The sequence below is a fragment of the Streptomyces sp. CA-251247 genome, assembly GCF_050952975.1.
GTDB classification, from domain to species: domain Bacteria; phylum Actinomycetota; class Actinomycetes; order Streptomycetales; family Streptomycetaceae; genus Streptomyces; species Streptomyces achmelvichensis.
The window spans coordinates 5,161,337-5,182,699 of the sequence record NZ_CP191861.1; the positions used below are offsets into that span (position 1 = coordinate 5,161,337).

Consider the following 21,363-nt stretch of genomic DNA (forward strand, 5'->3'; position numbering starts at 1 on the left):
CCTGCCACCGCAACGACGATCCCGACCCCCTAGGAGTCCCACGTTGAGCTTGTTCCGCGGTCAAGGTCTCACCCTTGCCGCCGTCCAGACGCAGATCGATCCAGGGCGACGCGAGGAGAACCAGGCCCGTGCTGCAGAGCTGCTCGCCTCCGCGGCCGGGCAGGGCACCGACCTGGCGTGTCTTCCGGCGTGCTTCGCCACCGGAGTGAACTTCCCGTCGATACGCAAGGACGCGACTGGGCTGGACGGACCCGTCATGGACTTCCTCGCCGACCAGGCGCAGCGGCACGGTATGCACATCGCGGCCGGCGTCCTGCTGTCGGAGGGCCGGGACATCTACGACGCCGCCGTCCTGGTCGGTCCCGCCGGCGATCTGCTCGGCCTCTATCGCAGGGCCTCCCTGTGGGCCGGTGAGCGGGACTACCTGGCGGCCGGGGAGCCCCTCGACGCCATCACGACCCCGCTCGGCCGCATCGGCCTCCAGGTCAGCTACGACCTGCGCTTCCCCGAAGCGAGCCGACGGTTCCTCGGCCAGGGCGTCGACGTCATCGTGTGTGTCGCGAACCTGTTCGCCGACTTCTCGCACCACGTCAGGTCGCTCGCCCGTGCCCGCGCAGCCGACAACGCGACCGCCCTCGTGTTCAGCAGCTGCACCGGGGAGAACCGGCTCGTGGGCATGCCGTACGTGGGCCGGAGCTGCATCGTCGACGGCCTGACCGAGGGTGTCACGGCGGACGACGCCGATGTGCTGGCGGAGGTTCCGGCCGGCAGCCGCGAGGGCGTCGTGACCGCCACCCTGTATCCGCGCCAACGGAGAAAGGCGGGCGCCGCGCTTCCGTTCCGTGGGGACACCGCGGCGACCTGGCGCACCTCCTACATCTGGGAGGGGCCGTGACAGCACCTGCGTACCGGCGGCGCAACGCTCGCGCGTCCTCGCCCGGGCCCCGGTTCAGCGTGTCCCAGTGGCTGGGAGACGTGTTCCGGCTGGTGGCCCTGGACCTTCGCCAGTTCTTCGACAACAAGCTGTACGCCGTCTCCACCTTCCTCACGTCCGTGTCGATGGTGCTGGCCTTCGGCGCGGCCACGGACCAGATGGCCAGTCCCACCGCGGATGCGGCCAACTTCTTCGACTTCGTGTTCCCCGGCATCCTCGCCGCGGGCGTCATGTTCAGCTGCACCTACTCCGTCGGCTACACCATCATCGTCGACCGGAACCGGCGCACGATCGAGGATTTGATCCTCTCGCCCCTGTCGTACTCGGGGTTCCTCCTGGCGCGGTTCGTCGGGGTCACCCTGAAGTGCTTCTTCCAGTTCGCCGCGGTGCTGGTGCTCGGCCTCGTGGTGTTCGACGCCGCCGTCGAGTCCGTACCTCTCGCGGTCCTCGCCTTCGTCACCGGGTGCCTGGCGTTCGCGGGTCTCGGCGTCGTCGTGGCCACCTTCTCGAACGAGATCTCGTTCCCCGCCGTCGTCAACATCATCGTCATCCCGCTCATGTACTTCGCCGGCGTCTTCTTCCCGCTGAAGAACCTGGGGTGGGTGGGTGACGTCATGGAACGGCTCCCGCTCTCCGTCAACGTCGAACTCTTCCGGGCGGCCACGGGGCAGGGGCCGTCGCCGTCGGCGGAGATCCTCACCCTGGCCGTCGCCTACGCCGTCGTGGCGGTGGGCGTATCGGCGTACGCCTTCAGACAAAGGATCGGCCGTGGCTAGCGCACACGACACCCCTGCCCCGGTGCTCCAGGTCTCCGGCCTGGCCTACCGCGTCAGTCCGGAGTTCGGCCTGCGGGACATCGCCTTCGACGTCGACGCCGGTGAGGGCGTCGCGATCATCGGATCCAACGGCGCGGGGAAGACCACCCTCATCAGGCTCGTCGCCGGGCTGCTCAAGCCCCGGGCCGGAGAGGTGAGGGTGTGCGGCACCGACGCCCGGCGCTGGGGCAGGGTGAGCGGTCACCTCGGCTACGTCCAGCAGTCGAAGGAACTGCCCGACGGAGTGACGGTCGAGGCGTACGTACGCCATCAGCTCCGCCTCCACCGGGCCGAGCCGGCCCGGCTGGGCGAACTCCTCGCCCTGGCCGAGCTGGAGAGCTGCGCGGGTCAGTCCGTGCGGACACTGTCGGGCGGCAGCCAGCGCAAGCTGCACATCATCACGGCCGTCGCGCACCGACCCGACCTGCTGATCCTCGATGAGCCGACCGCGGGCCTCGACGCCGCTGCACGGCAGACGCTGCTGCACATGCTGGCCGGCCTGAAGAAGGACGGGGTCGCGGTTCTCTACGCGAGCCACCACCGGCAGGAACTCGAGGCCCTGGCCGACTCGGTCGTCGTCCTCCACCGGGGCCGACAGGCCAAGGACGCCTCGCTGGAGGACATCGCCCGCTCGGCAGGGAACCCGCGACTTGTCCTCGAATCTCATCCGGACGCCGATCCCGGGCCGCTCCAGGAGTGGTCCGAAGGGCTCCTCCTGAGCCATGAAGGCGTCCAGGCGGTCCACCCCACGCGCACGGGTGCGGCCATCGAACTGCGCGACGGTGAGCACCCCGAGGCGCTCGGGGAGATCGTCGCACGCGCGCATGCCGGCGGCATCAGGCTCCGCGCCGCCTTCTACAACCGGGCCACTCTCGCGGAGATCGTCCGGACCATCGCCCAACACCAAGGATGGGGAGAGAGCTGATGAGCATCACCACGACGAGCATGCCGTTCTGGAAGGAATACCCGGAACGGGACAGCGAGTGGGTCCGGCAGTACCCCACCAAGCACGTCATGGTCACCGAGGAGGAGGTGTTCCCGCCCAAGCCGATGGGTGTGTACATGCACATCCCGTTCTGCAACCGGCTGTGCTTCAGCTGCCCGTACATCAAGTTCCAGACGGAGCGTGACCTGACCCTGGCCTACCTCGACGCGCTCAAGGCCGAAATCACCAACTACGCGAACCGGCCGTACATCCAGGACCACCGGATCACGCTCGGCTACATCGGCGGCGGCACGCCCACCTCGCTGACGGCCCAACAGCTCGACGACCTGCTCGGGCACTTGCACAACAGCTTCGACTTCGCGCCCGACGCCGACTTCTCCATCGAGACCACGCCGATCGACATCACCGAACGCAAGGCGAAGGTGCTGCTCGAACGAGGCGTTCGCCGCATCAGTCTCGGCGTGCAGACGTTCGTCGAGGAGGAGCTGAAGAACCTGGGCCGGCCCAGCGACCCGGAGATGCTCAAGGCCAGCATCCGCCTGTTGCAGGACGCCGGGTTCGAGAACATCAACATCGACCTCATGCACGGCATCAACGGGCAGACGATGGAGGGCTGGGAGCACAGCCTCGACGTGGCGATCGAACTCGGCGTCACCTGTGTGTCGTTCTACACCTACATGGAGTTCGCCCAGGTCTCCACCAAGCGCCGCAAGCTGCCGCCGGTCCCGGACCGCGAAGTCGTCGACGACATGTTCTTCTTCGCCGCCGACAAGCTCACCAAGAACGGCTTCCTGGGCTACTACGGCGACTGTTTCGCCAAGCCCGGCTTCCAGCCCAAGTACGGCGAGACGTCGTGGAGCGAGGACATCCCCATCATCCCGCTCGGGCCCACCGCCACCGGCCACCTGCGTGAGCACTGGTACTTCAACGAACCCGACATCGGGAGGTACGTCCAGACCGTGCGGGAAGGACGCCTGCCCATCTCGATGGGGCGGCACATCCCCAAGCCGGAGGCCATCCGCAGGTCGATGGTGCTGGGCGTCAAGGCGGGCCGGGTCAACCGTGAGCGCTTCATGCGGCTGCACGGCGTGGACTTCATGGAGATGTTCGCCGATGAGATCTCCGACCTCGTCGAGAAGGGGCTCGTCGAGGTCACGGACGACGGCATCGAGGTGACCGGGCCCAAGGGCTGGTACTACCTCGACAACATCTCCAAGGCGTTCTACTCGCCGGAGTTCCGCCGGTATCCGCAACACCTGGGGGCCGACATCACCGGCTTCATCTCCCCCCAGCGTTCCCTTCCTCTTGCCATCGTCAACGGTGATTCCCAGGGAGGCTGCCATGACTGTTGAGGCGCCGCTGCTCGACCTCGCCGAGAGGGTTCCGCTGACCCAGCCCTTCACCGACATGGAGGCCGTTCGCGCCTACGACCTCGGCATGCGACGCTCCGCCCTGATGGCGTACAAGCGCCCGACGGAGCGCGTCCTGGCGGCTCACCGCGACGGCATGACCGACTTCGTCGACATCGGGTTCAACACAGGGCTCCTGTCCCTGCACATCTCCGGCCGCCTGCCCGAAGTCGCCGTGTCGGGCGTCGAGGAGCACAACAACCTCGTGGACGTCGCCGAGGACAATCTGACCCTCTGCGTCTGGTCCAACATGGCGGGCGATGTCGAGTTCGAGCACTCCAAGCTCAGCCGGCTGCCCTTCGCCGACGACTCCGCGGACATCGTCTACTCGTTCTCCTCGCTGCACCGCTGGCGCCGCCCCGTGGAGACGCTCAAGGAGGCCGCGCGCATCTGCAAGCCGGGCGGGACGGTCCTCATCGAGGACGTGAACCGACTGGCCGAAGAGGGGCACATCACGTTCATCCTCCAGTTCGTCAAGGAGGGGGGCGAGCAGTTCATGCGCTCGCTCAAGGCCGCCTACTCGCCCGAGCAGGCCCAGGAGCTGCTGCGCGAGGCCGGACTCGACGACTGGCACGTCGTGGAGGAGGATCTCGGTCTCGTCATCTCCAACCGCCCCGTCACCCCGGTGAGCATGTGATGGGCCGCCTCAGGATCGCAGTCGTCCAGATGGAGTCGAAGCTGGGGCGGGAGCCGGCCAACCTGCGCCGGGCCGAGCGCTACATCAGGCAGGCCGCCGGGGACGGCGCGGACCTCGTCTGTCTCCCGGAGGCGTTCCTCACCTCGGGCAACATCCTGGAAGTCGCCGACGTGGCGGTTCCCATCCCCGGCGACGCGACCGATCAGCTGTGCCGCGTCGCCGCCGAGCTCGGGGTCCACATCGTCGCGGGACTGCTCGAGCACGGTGAGGACGCCGCGTACTACAGCACCTCGGTGCTGATCGACCGGACCGGGGAACTCCGCGGTACCTACCGGCGGGTCCACCGCCATGAGCTGGAGAGCCGCTATCTCGCCGGTGGCACCGAGTACCCCACGTTCGATCTCGACATCGGCCGCGTCGGTCTCATGCAGGGATACGACGTGAACTTCCCCGAAGTGTCCAGGGAGTATCTGCGCCGAGGGGTCGACGTCCTCGTGTGCTCCGCGCTGGTGCCGGACATGTTCACGTACCTGGTCGACATGCGTCTGCCGGTGCGGGCGGTCGACGGCGAGTGCGTACTCGCCTTCGCCTCCGGCGTCGGCAACAACCTCTACGCCGGCTTCGGCTACATGGGGCGCAGCCAGATCCTGGCCGACCCCCTCTTCCTCGAGTCGGAGCGCTTCGACTTCGAGGACGGGGACGAACGCATGGTGCTCCTCGCCGAGGGTGAGGGCGTGGGCATCGTCGAGATCGACATCGACAGGATGCGCCGCTACCGGGACAAGGCGACGCTGCGCAACGACTCCCGGCCGGGCACCTACTGGCGGCCCGTCGCCGACGCTGTCACCGCAACCGGACCGGCCACGGCGGCCCTCCAGACGTAGGAGCGTTCCATGCGAGTCCTCCTGATATCCACGAACAAGATCCGAGTACCCCGGCCCGCCCTGCCGATCGGCATGGCCTACATCGGCGCCGCCATCAAGAAGTCCGGACACGAAGTCGACGTCCTGGACCTGCTGTGGGAGTCACGCGAGCTCAAGGCTGTCCGGGAGAAGCTGACGTCCACCACCTACGACGTGGTGGGGATCGCCGTCCGCAACCTCGACAACCTCACGTTCGTCGACCCGATATTCTTCGGCCCTCTCACCGAGAAGATCGTGCGGTGCGTCCGCAAATACACCAAAGCCACCGTCGTGCTGGGCGGGTCCGGCTTCTCGGTCGAGCCCCTGGCGTTCTTCGAATACGCCCAGCCCGACTTCGGCATCGCCGGCGAGGGCGAGGTCGGCATGGCGCAGTTGCTGCAGTACCTGGAGGTCGGCGGCTCGCTCGACACCATCTCCGGTCTCTGCTACGTCGACGACGAGGGCTGCTTCGTCCACAATCCGCCCAACACGGGGTTCGACATCGGCGCTCTGGTGCCGGACCGGTCCCTCTACGACCCCCGGTACTTCGAGGAAGGGGTGTCGGCCGCGTCCGACCTCACCCGGGACACACAGCCCGCCATCGAGACCCTCCAGACCAAGCGCGGCTGCAAGCTGTACTGCTCCTACTGCATCATCCGCAAGACCGAGGGCAAGGGGAACCGCTTCAAGGAACCGGCAGCGGTGGTGGACGAGATCCAACGGGCGATGTTCGAGAACCCGGAGGTCAAGGAGTTCGAGATAGTCGACGCCACCTTCAACTTCCCGCTGGACTACGCGGCGGACGTGTGCAACGAGATGGTCAAGGCCAAGCTCGACGTCCCCTGGTACTGCCAGTTGACGCCCAACGCGGTGACCCCGGAGTTCGTCGAGCTGCTGGCCGCGGCCGGCTGCATCCGGGTCGACCTCGGCACCGACGCGTTCACCGACGAGGCCCTCGCCGACCTGCTCAAGGGCTTCGACCTCGCCCGGGTCGTGGAAGTCGACCGCTGGTTCACCGCCAGCAGCATCGAGCACACGCACTGCGTCTTCCTGGGCGGCCCCGGCGAGACATCCGCGGCGCTGCGGGAGTCCATCGACTTCACCGAGCGCTACCTCAACCCCGCCCAGATCTACGCCAACCTCGGCATCCGGATCCTCAGCGGCACCAAGCTGCTGAAGCAGGCGGTCAAGGCCGGAATCATGGAGGACGGCCAGGGCACCTTCGTACCGGCCTACTACGTCGAGCCCGAGATCGTGCGGGACCGGGACACTCTCGACTTCGTGCGGAACGCCTACCTGAGCCACAAGAACTGGTACCTGTGGTGGGGGCTGAGCGGCCAGACCCTGAGCGACCGTGCGCAGTACTCGGCCGAGACGGTCGCCGAGATGCAGCGCGAGTACACGTACGTGATGGCGGACAAGACGCGTCTGAAGCCCGCGCGGCCCAAGGCGAAGCCGGTGGCCCTCACGCTCGGGGCACCCGCATGACCCCCGATGCCGCGGCCACCGAACTGCGCGAACTGCTCGCACGCCACGCGGACCCCGCGTTCGCGGACGGGATGCAGCGCTACTTCCGCACCCATGTGCCGGCGCTCGGGGTGGGCAACCGCGCCGTCGCCGACATGACGTACCGCTGGGTGGGCGAACACCCGGACCTCTCGCCCGCGGACCGGCTCGCGATCGCGGACACGCTCATCGAGCAGTCGAAGCACCACGAAGAGACGCTCGCCGGGTTCGCCCTCCTGCACCGGGTGGCCAAGAAGCAGATGGGCGGAGAGCTTCTCGATCACGCCGGCATCTGGCTCGACCGCCATGTGACCAACTGGGCCCAGTGCGACGACCTGTGCCTCAAGCTGCTCTACCCCTACCTCCTCGGTCACCTCGACGAGATGTCCCGGACCCGGGCGTGGATCAGCGGCGGCCCGTGGGCCAGGCGGGCGGCCAACGTCGCGGTGGTCAAGTTCGTGCGCCGGCAGGTGGGCAAGACCGTCTACGAGCTCCCGGTCAGCCACGTGTTCGACAACTGCACCGCGTTGATGTCCGACGAGGAGTTCTACGTCCAGAAGGGCGTGGGATGGCTGCTCAAGGTCACCGCCCAGGTGCATCCCGAGGCCGTGGGGGAGTACCTGCGGACGTGGCACACGCAGATGAGGCGCGACACCTTCAGATACGCGCTCGAAGGGATGAGCGCCGATGACCGGTCCGCACTCATGGCACTCGACGGAGGTGTGCGCGCGTGAGCGACCAGAACGGCTATGTGCACCGGCCGGGTATCCACAGCGAGAGCGCCTGTCAGCGCAACATCCTGGCCGCCGGCGGGCACGATGTCGACGAGCACGTCATCTTCGGCCTGGACGGCGGCTTCGGCTTCTCGTACTTCCCCACCCGGGGCAACACGCCCGACATCATCGTCGGGAAGCAGGTGGTCATGCCGCTCCGGGCGGCACGGCTCCTCGGCGTCGAGGTCCACGCGCACACCCCCAAGTCCGCCGCGGGGCTCGCCGCGCTGCTGGAGGTGGTACCGGCCGTCACGACGCGGGTCGACATCGGCCTCATGCCCTACTGGGGACTGGAGGGCCGGGCCTCGTTCGGCGGGTACTTCGTCAATGTCGTCCGTGCGACCGGAGAGGGCGAGTTCGAGGTCTCCGACCCGGCGTTCGACAGCAGCGAGCTGGTCCGCGCCGAGGATCTCAACGCGGCGCGCTCCAGCAGGAGTTCGCCGCCGCTGAACCCGGACTGGCGGACCTACACGTTCGGGTCACCACGCAACACCCCCCGGCTCGACCTGGTGGGGCCCGTCGCCGTGCGCACCCTGAGCCGGGAGGTGCTGAGGCCGGGGAGCCGAAGCCTGGGCATCCCCGCCATGAAGGTGCTGACGACCACCGCCCCCTCCTGGCCGGCGAACAAGCGCGGTGAGGTGGAGGACGTCGACCTCCAGGGCCACGTCATCACCACGAGCGCTCTGGCGCGACAACTCCTGCACCTCGGGCGTCAGATCGAGTCCTTCGGTACGGGGGGCGGGATGTTCCGTCCCGTGATCGCGCGCTTCCTCAGCGCCGTCTCCGAGCACTGCGACAACCCCCGGTACGCCGAAGCGGCCGATCTCTTCGGTCAGAGCGCGGAGCACTGGACCGGGCTCGGAAAGGCACTGCTGGCACGCAGCGCCTGCGCCGAGGAATCGGAACTGAAGGGTCTCGTCGACGAGGTCGTCACCTCCGTCCGCGTGTCCATGGATCTGGAGAAGCGGGCCCTGGCGGGCCTGACGAGCGTGTAGGAGGGGCATGGACGCGGACGAAGCGGTCCTGAAGCAGGGACCCACGATATGGAATCAGTACGCACGCCGTCAGAGAGCCGAGGGCCGCCGGGCGGATCTGCGTGACGCAAGCCTGTCGGGCGCCGACCTGAGCGGGACGGATCTCGCCCAGGCCGATCTGCGCGGGGCCCAGCTCAGCGCGTCGTATCTGATGTCCGCCGATCTTCGCGGCGCCGACCTCGACGGCGCCGACCTGAGCGAGGCCTATCTGATCCGCGCGGACCTGATGAACTGCCGCCTCGTCGGAGCCAGCCTGGACGGCGCCGACCTCAGCGGAGCCGACCTCACGGGCGCGCACCTCGATCCATCGTTCACGCGGTCACAGGTCATCTCCGACTACCTCACCATCTGGCCGGAGTAACCGTGGGCGCCACCGTCTCGATCCGCCGTCAACAGGCAAGGAGTTCCCGATGATCGTCCTGGGCTACAACGGATTCGGCAAAGCCGCGGAGCTGTTCGCCCGCCTCTACCGGGCGACCGGAATCGACCGTCATCTGCTGTTCGGCCATGACTCCGCGGCGGCCCTGATCGTCGACGGCGAGCTGGTGGCGGCGGTCGAGGAGGAACGCCTCAACCGGGTGAAGAAGACATCGGAGTTCCCGGTGAACGCGATGAACTGGTGCCTGGAGACCGGCGGTGTCTCCTTCGACGACATCGATGTGGTGGCCTTCTCCTGGCAGTTCTCCGACGACGTGATGGACAAGATGATCGCCGAGATCACCGAGGACCACGCGGCGAGCCCGGCGGAGAAGTTCTCTCGGCTCGACCGCCTGGCGGAGACCTACGCGGCCATGTTCAGCAAAGAGGCGATCCTGGCCGACTTCCTCGAACACACCGGTCACCATCTCGACCCGCAGAAGCTCGAACTGGTGCCGCATCATCTCGCCCACCTCATGACCGGCTACCACCTGGCCGGTGGCGGCGACGCCGCCTTCCTGGTCAGTGACGGCCGCGCCGAGTGGCTTTCGGCGATCATGGGAGAGATAAGTGACGGCAAGGTACGGGTCCTCGATGACGTGACCATCGACTCGCGGCACTCCCTGGCCATGCTCTTCTCGGTGGTGACCAGATACCTCGGTTTCGTGCCGAACAACGACGAGTACAAGGTGATGGGACTGGCCGGCTATGCGCCGCCGCCCGCGGACAACCCCTTCCTCGAGCATGTGGTCGAGATGCAGCCCGACGGCACCTACACGATCGCCCACCCCGCGAGTGCGGTTCCCGCCTACTACGCGCTGTTCGACCGCATCTTCGATGGCGATCCCTCCCGGCGGGAGGACTTCGACTTCCGGGTGCGTGTCGCGAGCGCCGCCCAGCAGATGATCGAAGTGGTGACGGCCGCCCAACTCGCGGTTCTGGAGCGCCGGAGCGCGTTGCCCCGGCTGATCTTCGAGGGCGGCCTCGCACTGAACTGTGTGAACAACACGAAGCTTCTGGAGGGCTCTCGCTTCGCCGACATGGACGTGAGTTTCGGGGCGTCCGACGTCGGGGTGGCGCTGGGGGCCGCCTTGCACGCCAGTCGGGAGGCAGGTGACGCGCCGCATCCCGGCACAACGCCCTATCTCGGTCCCGCGTTCGACCGCGAGGACATTCTGGCCGCACTCGACAAGTTCTCCCAGCAGGTCGAATGGCGCGAGGTCGCCCCCGGTCAGGTGGCCGCCGAGACAGCCGCGCTGCTGGAGGACGAGAACGTCATCGGATGGTTCCAGGGGCGGATGGAGTACGGTCCGCGCGCCCTGGGCAACCGGAGCATTCTCGCGAACCCCCGCTTCCCCGGCATCAAGGACTCGATCAACGAGCGGATCAAACACCGGGAGCAGTTCAGGCCCTTCGCGCCCGTCGTCCTGGAGGAACTCGCGTCCGAGGTCTTCGAGACCGGCAGGAAGCACTCCTCGCCGTACATGACGTTCGTGTTCCCCGTGCGACCCGCGTACCGGGAAGTGATCCAGGGTGCCTGCCACGTGGACGGCACGGCCCGCATTCAGACGATCACCGACGAATCCAACCCGCGGCTCGCGCAGGTCCTGCGCCGGTTCACCGAGCGGACCGGGGTGCCGTGCTTGATCAACACGTCTTTCAACGTGGCCGGCGAGCCGATCGTCTGCTCCCCCGTGGACGCGCTGGCCTGCTTCCTGAACACGGAGATGGACCACCTGGTACTCGACACCTTCTTCGTGCGGCGCTCCGTGGAGCGGTGACCCGTAAGAGCGGCGCGCACGTACGGCAGTTCGAGCCTGCGCCGCGCCGCGTCCGCTCTATCGGGTCGTTCTCCCGCGCATCCCGGGCACACCGCCGGTGGGCGTGACATCCTGAGGATTCTCCATACGGTAGGTAGCCGAGCCACGTGCACGGAGCGGTCATCCGCCCGGCATGCTCACTGCCGCTTGTCGCCTCTCGGGACTGAGTCCATCAATGCTGAACTATGACGTGAAGAAGGACCGGCGGAGCCTGTTCACCGCGAAGAAGAGGTTCGAGGTCGTCGATGTGCCCGCCATGAAGTTCCTCATGGCGGACGGTGAGGGCAGCCCGAACACATCACAGGTGTACGGGGATATCGTGCGCGCGCTGTACGCGACCGCGTACGCCGTCCGCGCTCTCGCCATCGACGAACTCGGCAGGAAACACACCGTCGGTCCGCTGGAAGGCCTGTGGTCGGCCGACGACCTCAAGGCCTTCACGTCGTCACGCGACGAGAACGAGTGGCAGTGGCGACTCATGATCGTTCAGCCCGACTGGATCACCGACGAGATCGCCGGCGAAGGTCTGAAGCGAGCGATCGAGAAGAAGGACCTGGCCGCCGGCGACCGCGTCCGCTTCGGCGAATTCCACGAGGGGACGTCGGTCCAGGTCCTGCACATCGGCCCCTACAACGAGGAGGGGTCCACGATCGCGCGGATGCACGACGAGTACATGCCGCAGCAGGGACTCAAGCCCCGCGGGGACCACCACGAGATCTACCTCTCCGACGCTCGGCGCACCGACCCGTCGCGGCTGCGCACCATCTTGCGCCAGCCTGTTGAATCCGCCGTGAGCTGATTCCCGGTCCGGCCGTTCGCGCTGGGCCGCACGGACCCGATCATGCGACGATGCCGGTATGAACCGATTGGCCAACTCCCAGTCGCCGTACCTGCTCCAGCACGCCTCGAACCCGGTGGACTGGTGGCCCTGGACGCCGGAGGCTTTCGAGGAAGCGCGGCAGCGTGGCGTACCCGTTCTGCTGTCGGTCGGGTACTCGGCCTGCCACTGGTGTCATGTGATGGCGCACGAGTCGTTCGAGGACGAGGCGACCGCGACGTACATGAACGAGCACTTCGTGAACGTCAAGGTCGACCGCGAGGAACGCCCCGACGTCGACGCCGTGTACATGGAGGCCGTGCAGGCCGCCACCGGCCAGGGCGGCTGGCCGATGACCGTCTTCCTCACCCCCGAGGCCGAGCCCTTCTACTTCGGTACGTACTTCCCGCCGCAGCCCCGCCAGGGCATGCCCTCCTTCCGGCAGGTCCTCGACGGGGTCGCGGTCGCCTGGCAGGACCGGCGTGAGGAGGTGGCCGAGGTCGCGCAGAACATCGTGCGCGATCTCGCCGGGCGGTCCCTCGCGGTCGGCGGGGCCGGAGTACCCGGGGAGGAGGAGCTGGCGCAGGCGCTGCTCGGGCTCACCCGGGACTACGACGAGCGGCACGGCGGCTTCGGGGGTGCGCCCAAGTTCCCGCCGTCGATGGTGCTCGAGTTCCTGTTGCGGCACCATGCCCGCACCGGCGCCGAGGGTGCGCTGCAGATGGCGGCGGACACCTGCGAGGCGATGGCCCGCGGCGGTATCTACGACCAGCTCGGCGGTGGGTTCGCGCGCTACTCGGTGGACCGGGAGTTCGTGGTGCCCCACTTCGAGAAGATGCTCTACGACAACGCCCTGCTGTGCCGCGTGTACGCCCACCTGTGGCGGGCCACGGGCAGCGACCTCGCCCGCAGGGTCGCCCTGGAGACCGCCGACTTCATGGTGCGTGAACTGCGTACCGCCGAGGGCGGGTTCGCCTCCGCGCTCGATGCCGACAGCGACGACGGCAGTGGCCGGCACGTCGAGGGCGCGTACTACGTGTGGACGCCGCAGCAGTTGCGCGAGGTCCTGGGCGACGACGAGGGGCAGCGGGCCGCCGAGGTCTTCGGGGTGACGGAGGAGGGGACCTTCGAGGAAGGTGCCTCCGTGCTGCAACTCCCGGCCGGGGAAGCCGATCCGGGGGTCCGGGAGCGGCTGCTCGCCGCGCGGGAGCTGCGGTCCCGGCCGGAGCGGGACGACAAGATCGTGGCCGCCTGGAACGGGCTCGCCATCGCGGCGCTCGCCGAGGTGGGCGCGTACTTCGAGCGACCCGACCTGATCGAGCGCGCCACCGAGGCGGCGGATCTGCTCGTCCGTCTGCACATCGACTTCTCCGCCACCGGAGCACGTCTCACCCGTACCTCCAAGGACGGCAAGGCCGGTGCGAACGCCGGTGTGCTGGAGGACTACGCCGATGTCGCCGAGGGCTTCCTCGCCCTCGCCGGCACGACCGGTGAGGGGGTCTGGCTGGAGTTCGCCGGGTTCCTGCTGGACATCGTCATCGACCGGTTCACCGGTGAGGGCGGGGCGCTCTACGACACGGCGCACGACGCCGAGCGGCTGATCCGCCGGCCGCAGGACCCGACGGACAACGCCGCTCCGTCCGGCTGGACCGCCGCGGCCGGCGCGCTGCTGTCGTATGCGGCCCACACCGGCTCGCAGGCTCATCGCACGGCCGCCGAAGGGGCGCTCGGTGTGGTGAAGGCGCTCGGGCCGCGGGCTCCGCGGTTCGTCGGCTGGGGGCTCGCGGTGGCCGAGGCGCTGCTCGACGGGCCGCGTGAGGTGGCGGTCGTGGGGCCGCAGGACGACCCGGCGACGAGCGGGCTGTTCCGTACGGCACTGCTGGCCACCGCGCCGGGCGCGGTGGTGGCGGCGGGGTCACCGGACAGCGAGGAGTTCCCGCTGCTGCGCGACCGCGCGCTGGTGGAGGGCCGCCCGGCGGCGTATGTGTGCCGCAACTTCACCTGTCGGATGCCCACTACGGATGCGGGGGAGCTGGCCGGCCAACTCGGTGCATGAGAGCACATGAGGTGCACCTCGGCAGGCGGTTCATGGACCTGCCGATGACGGCCGACGGCACCTCCGCCGACCTCGACGTCACCGGCAGCCTGAATCCGGCGCCGCCCGGCTGGTACATGCTGTTCGCGGTCGACGCGAACGAGGCGCGCGGACCGGAGGTCACTGAAGGCGCAGGCCGCCCCGGAGGGTGTCCAGTGTCCGGTGGACGAGCGCGACCAGGTCGTCCTGCTGGTCGCGCTCGGCCCAGTGGATCAGGGCCTCCCGCAGCGCTCCCATGACGGCCGCCGTGAACACCCGCACGTCGAGGTCGTCGGGCTCCCGCCCGGCCCGCTCGGCGATCGCGCGGGCCAGCAGCAGCGCCGTCTCGGCCATGGTCCCGGTCATCCGCGCACGGAGGGCCGGGACCTCGACGATGAGCCGGCTGCGCTGCCGCATCTCCTCGGGCTCCTGGGCGAGCATGGCGGCGAACGCTTCGGTGAGGGCGGCCCGCAGGGACTCCAGCGGCGGTTCGGCGGCGGGACGGGCCCGCAGGACGGCCTCCATGACCCGGTCGTACTCGTCCGCGAGGACGATGTCCTCCTTGGCCGGGAAGTACCGGAAGACCGTGGACGGCGACACGTCCGCCGCCTCCGCGATCTGCTCGACCGTCGTCGCCTCGTACCCGTGCGCGGCGATGAGCCGGAAGGTCGCCCGGCGGATCGCGGTCCGGGTCCTGAGCTTCTTGCGTTCGCGCAGGCCCGGGCGCGGCGGTGCCGCGATGGCCGGGTCGCCCGACGGGCTGCGTGTGGTGGCCGCCATGGCAGCCATTGTGCGGCATCGGCCGGTCACGGACCCGCTTCGGCGGCCCGGGGAGCCGCTGTCGAATGACAGCGGCTCTCACAAGGTGGTGGCCGTCAGTGCTCGTAGGCGACCAGGGAGATTCCCACGTAGTGCACGACGAAGGCCGCGAGGGTGAGCGAGTGGAAGACCTCGTGGAAGCCGAACCACCGGGGAGAGGGGTTGGGCCGCCGGAGGCCGTAGACCACGCCGCCGGCGCTGTAGAGCAGCCCTCCGACGACGACACAGACGAGCACCGCGATACCGCCGGTACGCAGGAAGTCGGGGAGGAAGAAGACCGCGGCCCAGCCCATCGCGATGTAGCAGGGCGTGTAGAGCCAGCGCGGCGCACCCACCCAGAAGACGCGGAAAGCGATACCCGCGAGGGCCGCCGCCCAGATCGCCCACATGAGTGGCCGGGCGGTCGCGTCGGGGAGCAGCAGCATCGTCAGCGGCGTGTAGGTGCCGGCGATGATCAGGAAGATGTTGGCGTGATCGAGCCTGCGCAGCACGGCCTCACCGCGCGGACCCCAGTTCCCGCGGTGATAGATCGCGCTCACGCCGAACAGGAGGCAGGCGCTCAGCACATAGACCGCACACGCGATCCGTGCCTCGGTGGAGCCCGCGAAAGCGGTCAGCACCAGCCCCGCGACCAGGACGGCGGGGAACATTCCGGCGTGCAGCCACCCGCGCAACCGGGGCTTGACCGGGGGCGGTTCTATCTCTGTCACATCGGGCGCTGCAGGCGTCATGTCTGGATGGTACCTACGCAACCGTAGGTAACGGACGTCTCCGGGCAGCGTGAGCTCCGCCTCCTTCGGGGTACCCGAGTGGCAATGCTCACGTGAGACGCCCTCTGGACATATGGGCGCACTCCACCGATGATCAGATGAGTGCGGTCGGCACCGGATGAGCGCCAGAACGGTAAAGGGTCCGAAGCATCCGGGTCGCAGCCCCCACGGGGCACCAACCACCAAACCCTCTCTTAGGAGCGATCGTGGCGCGCGACATCGCGGCTCCCACCACCGTCCCCACCAGCCACCAGGAGCTCATCTCCTGGGTCGACGAGATCGCAGCAATCACGGAACCGGACAGCGTCGTCTGGTGTGACGGATCAGAAGCCGAGTACGAGCGCCTGTGCGGAGAGCTCGTCGCCAAGGGAACGTTCACGAAGCTTGACCCCATCAAGCGTCCGAACTCCTACTACGCCGCCTCCGACCCGACCGACGTCGCCCGCGTCGAGGACCGCACCTTCATCTGCTCCGAGAAGGAGGCGGACGCCGGCCCCACGAACCACTGGAAGGCCCCCGCCGAGATGAAGGAGATCTTCGCCGGCGAGAAGGGGATCTTCCGCGGCTCGATGCGCGGCCGCACGATGTACGTCGTGCCGTTCTGCATGGGCCCGCTGGGCTCGCCGCTGTCGGCCATCGGCGTCGAGATCACCGACTCCGCCTACGTCGCCGTCTCCATGCGCACCATGACCCGCATGGGGCAGCCCGTCCTCGAGGAGCTCGGCTCCGACGGCTTCTTCGTGAGGGCCGTCCACACCCTCGGTGCGCCTCTCGCCGAGGGCGAGGAGGACGTGCCCTGGCCGTGCAACTCGACCAAGTACATCTCGCACTTCCCCGAGACCCGCGAGATCTGGTCGTACGGCTCCGGCTACGGCGGCAACGCCCTGCTCGGCAAGAAGTGCTACGCCCTGCGCATCGCGTCCGTCATGGCGCGCGACGAGGGCTGGCTCGCCGAGCACATGCTGATCCTCAAGCTCACGCCCCCGCACGGTGAGTCCAAGTACGTGGCCGCGGCCTTTCCGTCCGCGTGCGGCAAGACGAACCTCGCCATGCTCGAGCCCACCATCTCCGGCTGGACCGTGGAGACCATCGGTGACGACATCGCGTGGATGCGGTTCGGCGAGGACGGCCGGCTGTACGCGATCAACCCCGAGGCGGGCTTCTTCGGTGTCGCGCCCGGCACCGGTGAGCACACCAACGCCAACGCCATGAAGACCCTCTGGGGCAACGCCGTCTTCACCAATGTCGCGCTCACCGACGACAACGACATCTGGTGGGAGGGCATGACCGAGGAGGCCCCGGCCCACCTCACGGACTGGAAGGGCAACGACTGGACGCCCGCGTCCGAGACGCCGGCCGCCCACCCCAACGCCCGCTTCACCGTGCCCGCCTCGCAGTGCCCGATCGCCGCGCCCGAGTGGGAGGACCCGAAGGGCGTGCCGATCTCGGCGATCCTCTTCGGCGGCCGCCGCGCCTCCGCCGTGCCGCTGGTCACCGAGTCCTTCACCTGGAACCACGGTGTCTTCCTCGGCGCGAACGTCGCCTCCGAGAAGACCGCCGCGGCCGAGGGCAAGGTCGGCGAACTGCGCCGCGACCCGTTCGCGATGCTGCCGTTCTGCGGCTACAACATGGGCGACTACATGGCCCACTGGGTCAAGGTCGGCGCCGACAAGGACCAGGCCAAGCTCCCGAAGATCTACTACGTGAACTGGTTCCGCAAGAACGAGGCGGGCAAGTTCGTGTGGCCCGGCTTCGGCGAGAACAGCCGCGTCCTGAAGTGGATCGTCGAGCGCCTCGACGGCAAGGCCGAAGGCGTCGAGACCCCGATCGGCATCCTGCCGACGCGTGAGGCGCTCGACACCGACGGGCTCGACATGCCGGAGGAGGACCTCGACTACCTGCTCAAGGTCGACAAGGAGATCTGGCGCGAGGAGGCCGCACTGGTCCCCGAGCACCTGAACACCTTCGGCGACCACACGCCCAAGGAACTGTGGGACGAATACCGGTCGCTGGTCGCCCGCCTGGGCTGACGCGCCCTCGGCGCTCGCGGCGGATCCGTCCGACAGCCGCCCTGACCTGTGGGGTCACCTCAGGTCCGCCGCGTTCCCGGCCCCCGAAGCCCCCTCACGGCTTCCGGGGGCCGGACCCTTTCCCGCACCCGTCGGGCTCTTTCACGCCGGGTCCCACCGGTCCTCCAGATAGCGGGTGTGGGTCTGCTGGCGGCGGTGCGGGTCGCGAACTCCGGCGAGCGGGCGTCGAGCCCCGCCAGCGAGGACACGTACTCGGTGGCCCGCCGGGTCATCTCCGTACGGGTGGAGTCGTCCACCGGCACGAGGCCGGCCGCCTGTTCGGTGCGGACGGGCGCCACCGGTTCGGGCGGGGTGAGGACAAGTGCTTCCGTGCTGTTCCCGGTCATGCGGATCCCCCCCTGGGACCGGGTCCGCTGCGCCATCGTGTGCAGGACCTCGGAGGTCGGCACGGGCGCCTGGCGGACACCGGTGAGCTTCTGGTTCAGATAGGCGGTGTGACCGGCGGTCGCGGCGGTGAACTCGGCGGCGGCGCCCTGTGGCCGGAAGCCGTGCCGTACGGCCAGTTCGCGCAGCCGCCGGTCGGAGCCGAGCAGTTCGCCGAGCGCCCGTCCGTCCTCGGTGAGCGGGACGAGCGTGTGGTCGCTGGAGACGGTGGTGTCGGGGTAGAGGACGACGAGGTCGCCGACCTCCTGGTGCTGGATCAGCAGGGAGGCCACCTGGGACTCGTACACCAGGACCAGCGGGTTGCCGACCCCGCTGATGAAGTCCCGGAAGGGCGCGTCGCTGCTGGTCTGCTGGGCGCCCTGGACGCTGATGAGCTTCTTCAGCAGCGGTGCGGTGCGGGCGACGGCGGCCTTGTCCGCGGCGACCCGCCCGCCGTCGGCGACGTACGAGGCCGCGGCCAGATACAGCGCCCCGGAGTTGGAGGCGACGGGATCCGTGCTCGTGATGAACACGGTTCCGGTCAACTCGGGGTGCGGGCCTGTTCCCCCCAGCTGCTGCCAGGTCCGGTCGGCCCGTGCGGCGGCCAGATACGGGCCCATGCGCAGGGTGCCCGTGGAGGCACCGCTGAGGGTGGCGAGCCCGTTGCCGGCGAGCACCTTGGCGGCGGCGCTGTGGGCGACGACGACCAGCGGCGAATAGAAGGGGCGGATCGGGCCGCCGCCGACGCTCGACCCGCGCCGCAGTTCGTCGGCCGGCGCCTTGGACGACGGGAAGGCGAAGTCCTGCTCCTTCAGCGGCAGTTCCTCCATGGCCCAGGAGCCCGAGGTCTCTGTCCTGACGGTGAATCCCTTGGCAGCAAGGGCCTTCACCACGTCGGGATCGGCGAAGAACTCCGCCTTCTCCGATCCGATCACTCCACGCACGGTCTTCGTTGCCGTGCTCGGGTTTTGGCTCTCGCGGCCTGCGACGACGGCTACTGCCACTCCGCCGATCAGCAGCACCGCCAGGACGATTCCCACGATGCGTCTCACAACACAGAGAGTGCTCGCGGAATTACACATTCCGGGATGATTCCGGTGGACGCAAAGTGAAGGGCCGATCCCGGAATGCAACCGGAATCAGCCAATCGAAACGTCAGGGGCTCCCGGCCCCGAAGTCCTCCCGGCCGGGATTCGGGACAGCCCTCAGTCCTGACCGAGGGCTGTTCGTGGCACCCGGTCCACGCGCCTCCGCGGCCCGTGGACCGGGGCCGTCAGGGGGCGCCGACCAGGCGGGGTTCGGCCAGTGCGGCGGCGTGGGCGTCCATGCGCTCGGCGGAGAGGATCGCTACCGCGGTGTCCGCGCGCGACGCCGCGACGACGAGGGCGCGGCCGGCCAGGTCGTGGGCGCGCCGGTGCAGGGCGGCGGTGTCACTGCCGCGCAGGCCCGCGTGCCGCACGGGGGGAGTGCCGCGCAGCCGGGCGATCTGGGACGCGATCTGCTCGGCAGCGTCGTCGATCCCGAGTTCGTCCGTGACGGCGAGCAGCGCGGAGAGGTGGCCTGCGAGCTGGATGTCCAGCTCCTCCTCGCGGCTGCGGTGCGGGTACGCGTCGTCGTCGGCCATCGAGTGGATGGACTTGGTGCGGATCGGCTCGTACATGGGGATGGCCTCCTGCTCACGGTCAGGAGACCATCCTACATTGGATTCTGTCTAAAGTTGAGTGCGGTCGGAAACCGTGCGCGGACGGGTCAGGGCTGGCTGTAACCGTCCAGGAAGTTCCCGATCCGGGTCACGGCGTCCGCCAGTTCCTTCGCGGCGGGCAGCGTGACGATGCGGAAGTGATCCGGGTCGGGCCAGTTGAAGCCCGTCCCGTGGACCACCATGATCTTCTCGGCGCGCAGCAGGTCGAGCACCATCTGGCGGTCGTCCTTGAGCTTGTAGACCTGGGGGTCCAGCCGCGGGAAGAGGTACAGCGCCCCCTTCGGCTTCACGCAGGTCACCCCGGGGATCTGCGTGAGCAGGTCGTACGCCACGTCCCGCTGCTCCAGGATCCGCCCGCCGGGCAGCACCAGGTCCTCGATCGACTGCCGCCCGCCGAGCGCGGTCGCCACCGCGTGCTGCGAGGGCATGTTCGCGCACAGGCGCATATTGGCCAGGATCGTCAGGCCCTCGATGTAGGACGAGGCATGGGACTTGGGGCCGCAGACCGCCATCCAGCCGGAGCGGTAGCCGGCGACGCGGTAGTTCTTGGAGAGCCCGTTGAAGGTGAGGACCATCAGATCGGGCGCCACGGCGGCGGTCGGGGTGTGGGTGGCACCGTCGTAGAGGATCTTGTCGTAGATCTCGTCGGAGCAGACGATCAGACCGTGCCTGCGGGCGATCTCGGTGAGACCGCGCAGCATCTCGTCGTCGTACACCGCGCCGGTGGGGTTGTTCGGGTTGATGATCACGATCGCCTTGGTGCGGTCGGTGATCTTCCGTTCGATGTCGGTGAGGTCCGGCATCCAGTCGGACTGCTCGTCGCACCGGTAATGCACGGCGGTGCCGCCGGCGAGTGAGACGGAGGCCGTCCACAGCGGATAGTCCGGAGCGGGTACGAGCACCTCGTCGCCGTCGTCCAGCAGTGCCTGCATGGACATCTGGATCAGCTCGGAGACGCCGTTGCCGAGGTAGATGTCCTCGACGTCCAGGTCGATGCCCTTGGTCTGGTAGTGCTGCATGACCGCGCGCCGGGCGGACAGCAGCCCCTTGGCGTCGCCGTACCCGTGGGCGTCACCGAGATTGCGGAGGATGTCCTCCAGGATCTCGGGCGGGCACTCGAACCCGAAGGCTGCGGGATTGCCGGTGTTGAGCTTGAGGATGCGGTGACCTGCTGCCTCCAGCCGCATCGCTTCCTCCAGGACCGGGCCCCGGATCTCGTAACAGACATTGGCGAGCTTCGTCGACTGGATCACCTGCATGTCCGTGAGCTTACGGGCGCGTAACGGTGATCGCTGCATGTTTTCGCCCACCACGGCCGGTGGGAATGTCCGCTTTGGTGGGCGGCCTCGGTCGAGGAGGCCTCGGCCCTTCGAAACGTCAGCCGAGGCGGGCCGCCTGCCTGCGATGTGCACGGCGCGGGCCCGGCGCGCAGACCGTGGATGTTGCGCTCGTCACGCCACCGGACGGGGGCCACGGGGGAGCGGTCGGGTACCCCGTCGTCCCGGCCACCGCGGGGGTGACCGGGACGCCGTGCT

The 21,363-nt window shown here is 68.6% G+C and carries 19 protein-coding genes and 2 pseudogenes; 15 read left to right on the top strand and 6 right to left on the bottom strand.

The window, feature by feature from the left end; all coding sequences use genetic code 11:
* The first annotated feature begins 43 nt into the window (after positions 1-43).
* The 14 genes from ACQPWZ_RS22950 to ACQPWZ_RS23015 all read left to right on the top strand — a co-directional run bounded on the left by ACQPWZ_RS22950 (position 44) and on the right by ACQPWZ_RS23015 (position 14,344).
* Positions 44-895 (top strand): carbon-nitrogen hydrolase family protein, encoded by an 852-nt coding sequence (locus ACQPWZ_RS22950; RefSeq protein ID WP_433572266.1) that lies wholly within the window; start codon positions 44-46, stop codon positions 893-895.
* Positions 892-1,710 carry an ABC transporter permease gene (locus ACQPWZ_RS22955; RefSeq protein WP_356701386.1) on the top strand — a complete coding sequence of 273 codons (819 nt, stop codon included), beginning with the start codon at positions 892-894 and terminating at the stop codon, positions 1,708-1,710. Before ACQPWZ_RS22950 ends, ACQPWZ_RS22955 begins: the two co-directional genes overlap by 4 nt.
* Positions 1,703-2,674, top strand: a complete 972-nt coding sequence (locus ACQPWZ_RS22960; protein WP_433572267.1) for an ABC transporter ATP-binding protein — start codon at positions 1,703-1,705, stop codon at positions 2,672-2,674. Before ACQPWZ_RS22955 ends, ACQPWZ_RS22960 begins: the two co-directional genes overlap by 8 nt.
* Positions 2,674-4,047, top strand: coding sequence for a coproporphyrinogen-III oxidase family protein (locus ACQPWZ_RS22965; protein ID WP_340475020.1), 1,374 nt, complete (start codon positions 2,674-2,676; stop codon positions 4,045-4,047). Before ACQPWZ_RS22960 ends, ACQPWZ_RS22965 begins: the two co-directional genes overlap by 1 nt.
* Positions 4,037-4,741: a class I SAM-dependent methyltransferase gene (locus ACQPWZ_RS22970; protein ID WP_340475021.1), complete on the top strand. Its 705-nt coding sequence runs from the start codon at positions 4,037-4,039 to the stop codon at positions 4,739-4,741. The genes ACQPWZ_RS22965 and ACQPWZ_RS22970 overlap by 11 nt, the downstream gene beginning before the upstream one ends.
* Positions 4,741-5,625 (top strand): carbon-nitrogen hydrolase family protein, encoded by an 885-nt coding sequence (locus ACQPWZ_RS22975; protein ID WP_356701392.1) that lies wholly within the window; start codon positions 4,741-4,743, stop codon positions 5,623-5,625. Before ACQPWZ_RS22970 ends, ACQPWZ_RS22975 begins: the two co-directional genes overlap by 1 nt.
* A 9-nt stretch (positions 5,626-5,634) precedes the next feature.
* The gene (locus ACQPWZ_RS22980) at positions 5,635-7,131 is read left to right on the top strand and encodes a B12-binding domain-containing radical SAM protein (RefSeq protein WP_383235807.1); all 1,497 of its coding nucleotides are present in this window, start codon (positions 5,635-5,637) and stop codon (positions 7,129-7,131) included.
* Entirely contained in the window at positions 7,128-7,883 is a 756-nt protein-coding gene (locus tag ACQPWZ_RS22985) for a DNA alkylation repair protein (RefSeq protein WP_433572268.1), read from the top strand. The genes ACQPWZ_RS22980 and ACQPWZ_RS22985 overlap by 4 nt, the downstream gene beginning before the upstream one ends.
* Positions 7,880-8,917 carry a BtrH N-terminal domain-containing protein gene (locus tag ACQPWZ_RS22990; RefSeq protein ID WP_340475025.1) on the top strand — a complete coding sequence of 346 codons (1,038 nt, stop codon included), beginning with the start codon at positions 7,880-7,882 and terminating at the stop codon, positions 8,915-8,917. The genes ACQPWZ_RS22985 and ACQPWZ_RS22990 overlap by 4 nt, the downstream gene beginning before the upstream one ends.
* Positions 8,918-8,924: 7 nt before the next feature.
* Positions 8,925-9,317, top strand: a complete 393-nt coding sequence (locus tag ACQPWZ_RS22995) for a pentapeptide repeat-containing protein (protein ID WP_340475026.1) — start codon at positions 8,925-8,927, stop codon at positions 9,315-9,317.
* A gap of 49 nt (positions 9,318-9,366) precedes the next feature.
* On the top strand, positions 9,367-11,154 hold the full coding sequence (locus ACQPWZ_RS23000) for a carbamoyltransferase family protein (protein ID WP_340475027.1): 1,788 nt from the start codon (positions 9,367-9,369) through the stop codon (positions 11,152-11,154).
* 214 nt (positions 11,155-11,368) lie between these two features.
* Positions 11,369-11,992, top strand: coding sequence for a GyrI-like domain-containing protein (locus ACQPWZ_RS23005; RefSeq protein ID WP_433572269.1), 624 nt, complete (start codon positions 11,369-11,371; stop codon positions 11,990-11,992).
* 58 nt (positions 11,993-12,050) lie between these two features.
* Positions 12,051-14,066: a thioredoxin domain-containing protein gene (locus ACQPWZ_RS23010; protein WP_433572270.1), complete on the top strand. Its 2,016-nt coding sequence runs from the start codon at positions 12,051-12,053 to the stop codon at positions 14,064-14,066.
* Entirely contained in the window at positions 14,063-14,344 is a 282-nt protein-coding gene (locus ACQPWZ_RS23015; RefSeq protein WP_433572271.1) for a galactose oxidase-like domain-containing protein, read from the top strand. The genes ACQPWZ_RS23010 and ACQPWZ_RS23015 overlap by 4 nt, the downstream gene beginning before the upstream one ends.
* On the opposite strand, the gene ACQPWZ_RS23020 is transcribed toward ACQPWZ_RS23015, so the two are convergent.
* On the bottom strand, positions 14,226-14,864 hold the full coding sequence (locus tag ACQPWZ_RS23020; RefSeq protein ID WP_433572272.1) for a TetR/AcrR family transcriptional regulator: 639 nt from the start codon (positions 14,862-14,864) through the stop codon (positions 14,226-14,228). The two genes, ACQPWZ_RS23015 and ACQPWZ_RS23020, sit on opposite strands and share 119 nt — an antisense overlap.
* Positions 14,865-14,959: 95 nt before the next feature.
* The gene (gene trhA / locus ACQPWZ_RS23025) at positions 14,960-15,634 is read right to left on the bottom strand and encodes a PAQR family membrane homeostasis protein TrhA (RefSeq protein WP_340475032.1); all 675 of its coding nucleotides are present in this window, start codon (positions 15,632-15,634) and stop codon (positions 14,960-14,962) included.
* Positions 15,635-15,879: 245 nt separating this feature from the next.
* Here trhA and ACQPWZ_RS23030 point away from each other — a divergent pair, with 245 nt between their 5' ends.
* The gene (locus ACQPWZ_RS23030; protein WP_340475033.1) at positions 15,880-17,703 is read left to right on the top strand and encodes a phosphoenolpyruvate carboxykinase (GTP); all 1,824 of its coding nucleotides are present in this window, start codon (positions 15,880-15,882) and stop codon (positions 17,701-17,703) included.
* A 197-nt stretch (positions 17,704-17,900) separates the two neighbouring features.
* On the opposite strand, the pseudogene ACQPWZ_RS23035 reads toward ACQPWZ_RS23030, so the two are convergent.
* The 4 genes and pseudogenes from ACQPWZ_RS23035 to ACQPWZ_RS23050 form a co-directional block, all read right to left on the bottom strand.
* Positions 17,901-18,089, bottom strand: a pseudogene (locus ACQPWZ_RS23035) (toxic anion resistance protein); the annotation flags it as partial.
* Positions 18,090-18,107: 18 nt separating this feature from the next.
* A pseudogene (locus ACQPWZ_RS23040) lies at positions 18,108-19,208 on the bottom strand (hypothetical protein); the annotation flags it as partial.
* Between the two features lie 191 nt (positions 19,209-19,399).
* Positions 19,400-19,786: a hypothetical protein gene (locus tag ACQPWZ_RS23045; protein WP_340475038.1), complete on the bottom strand. Its 387-nt coding sequence runs from the start codon at positions 19,784-19,786 to the stop codon at positions 19,400-19,402.
* An 89-nt stretch (positions 19,787-19,875) separates the two neighbouring features.
* Positions 19,876-21,087 (bottom strand): pyridoxal phosphate-dependent aminotransferase, encoded by a 1,212-nt coding sequence (locus ACQPWZ_RS23050; RefSeq protein WP_340475039.1) that lies wholly within the window; start codon positions 21,085-21,087, stop codon positions 19,876-19,878.
* Positions 21,088-21,363 lie beyond the last annotated feature (276 nt).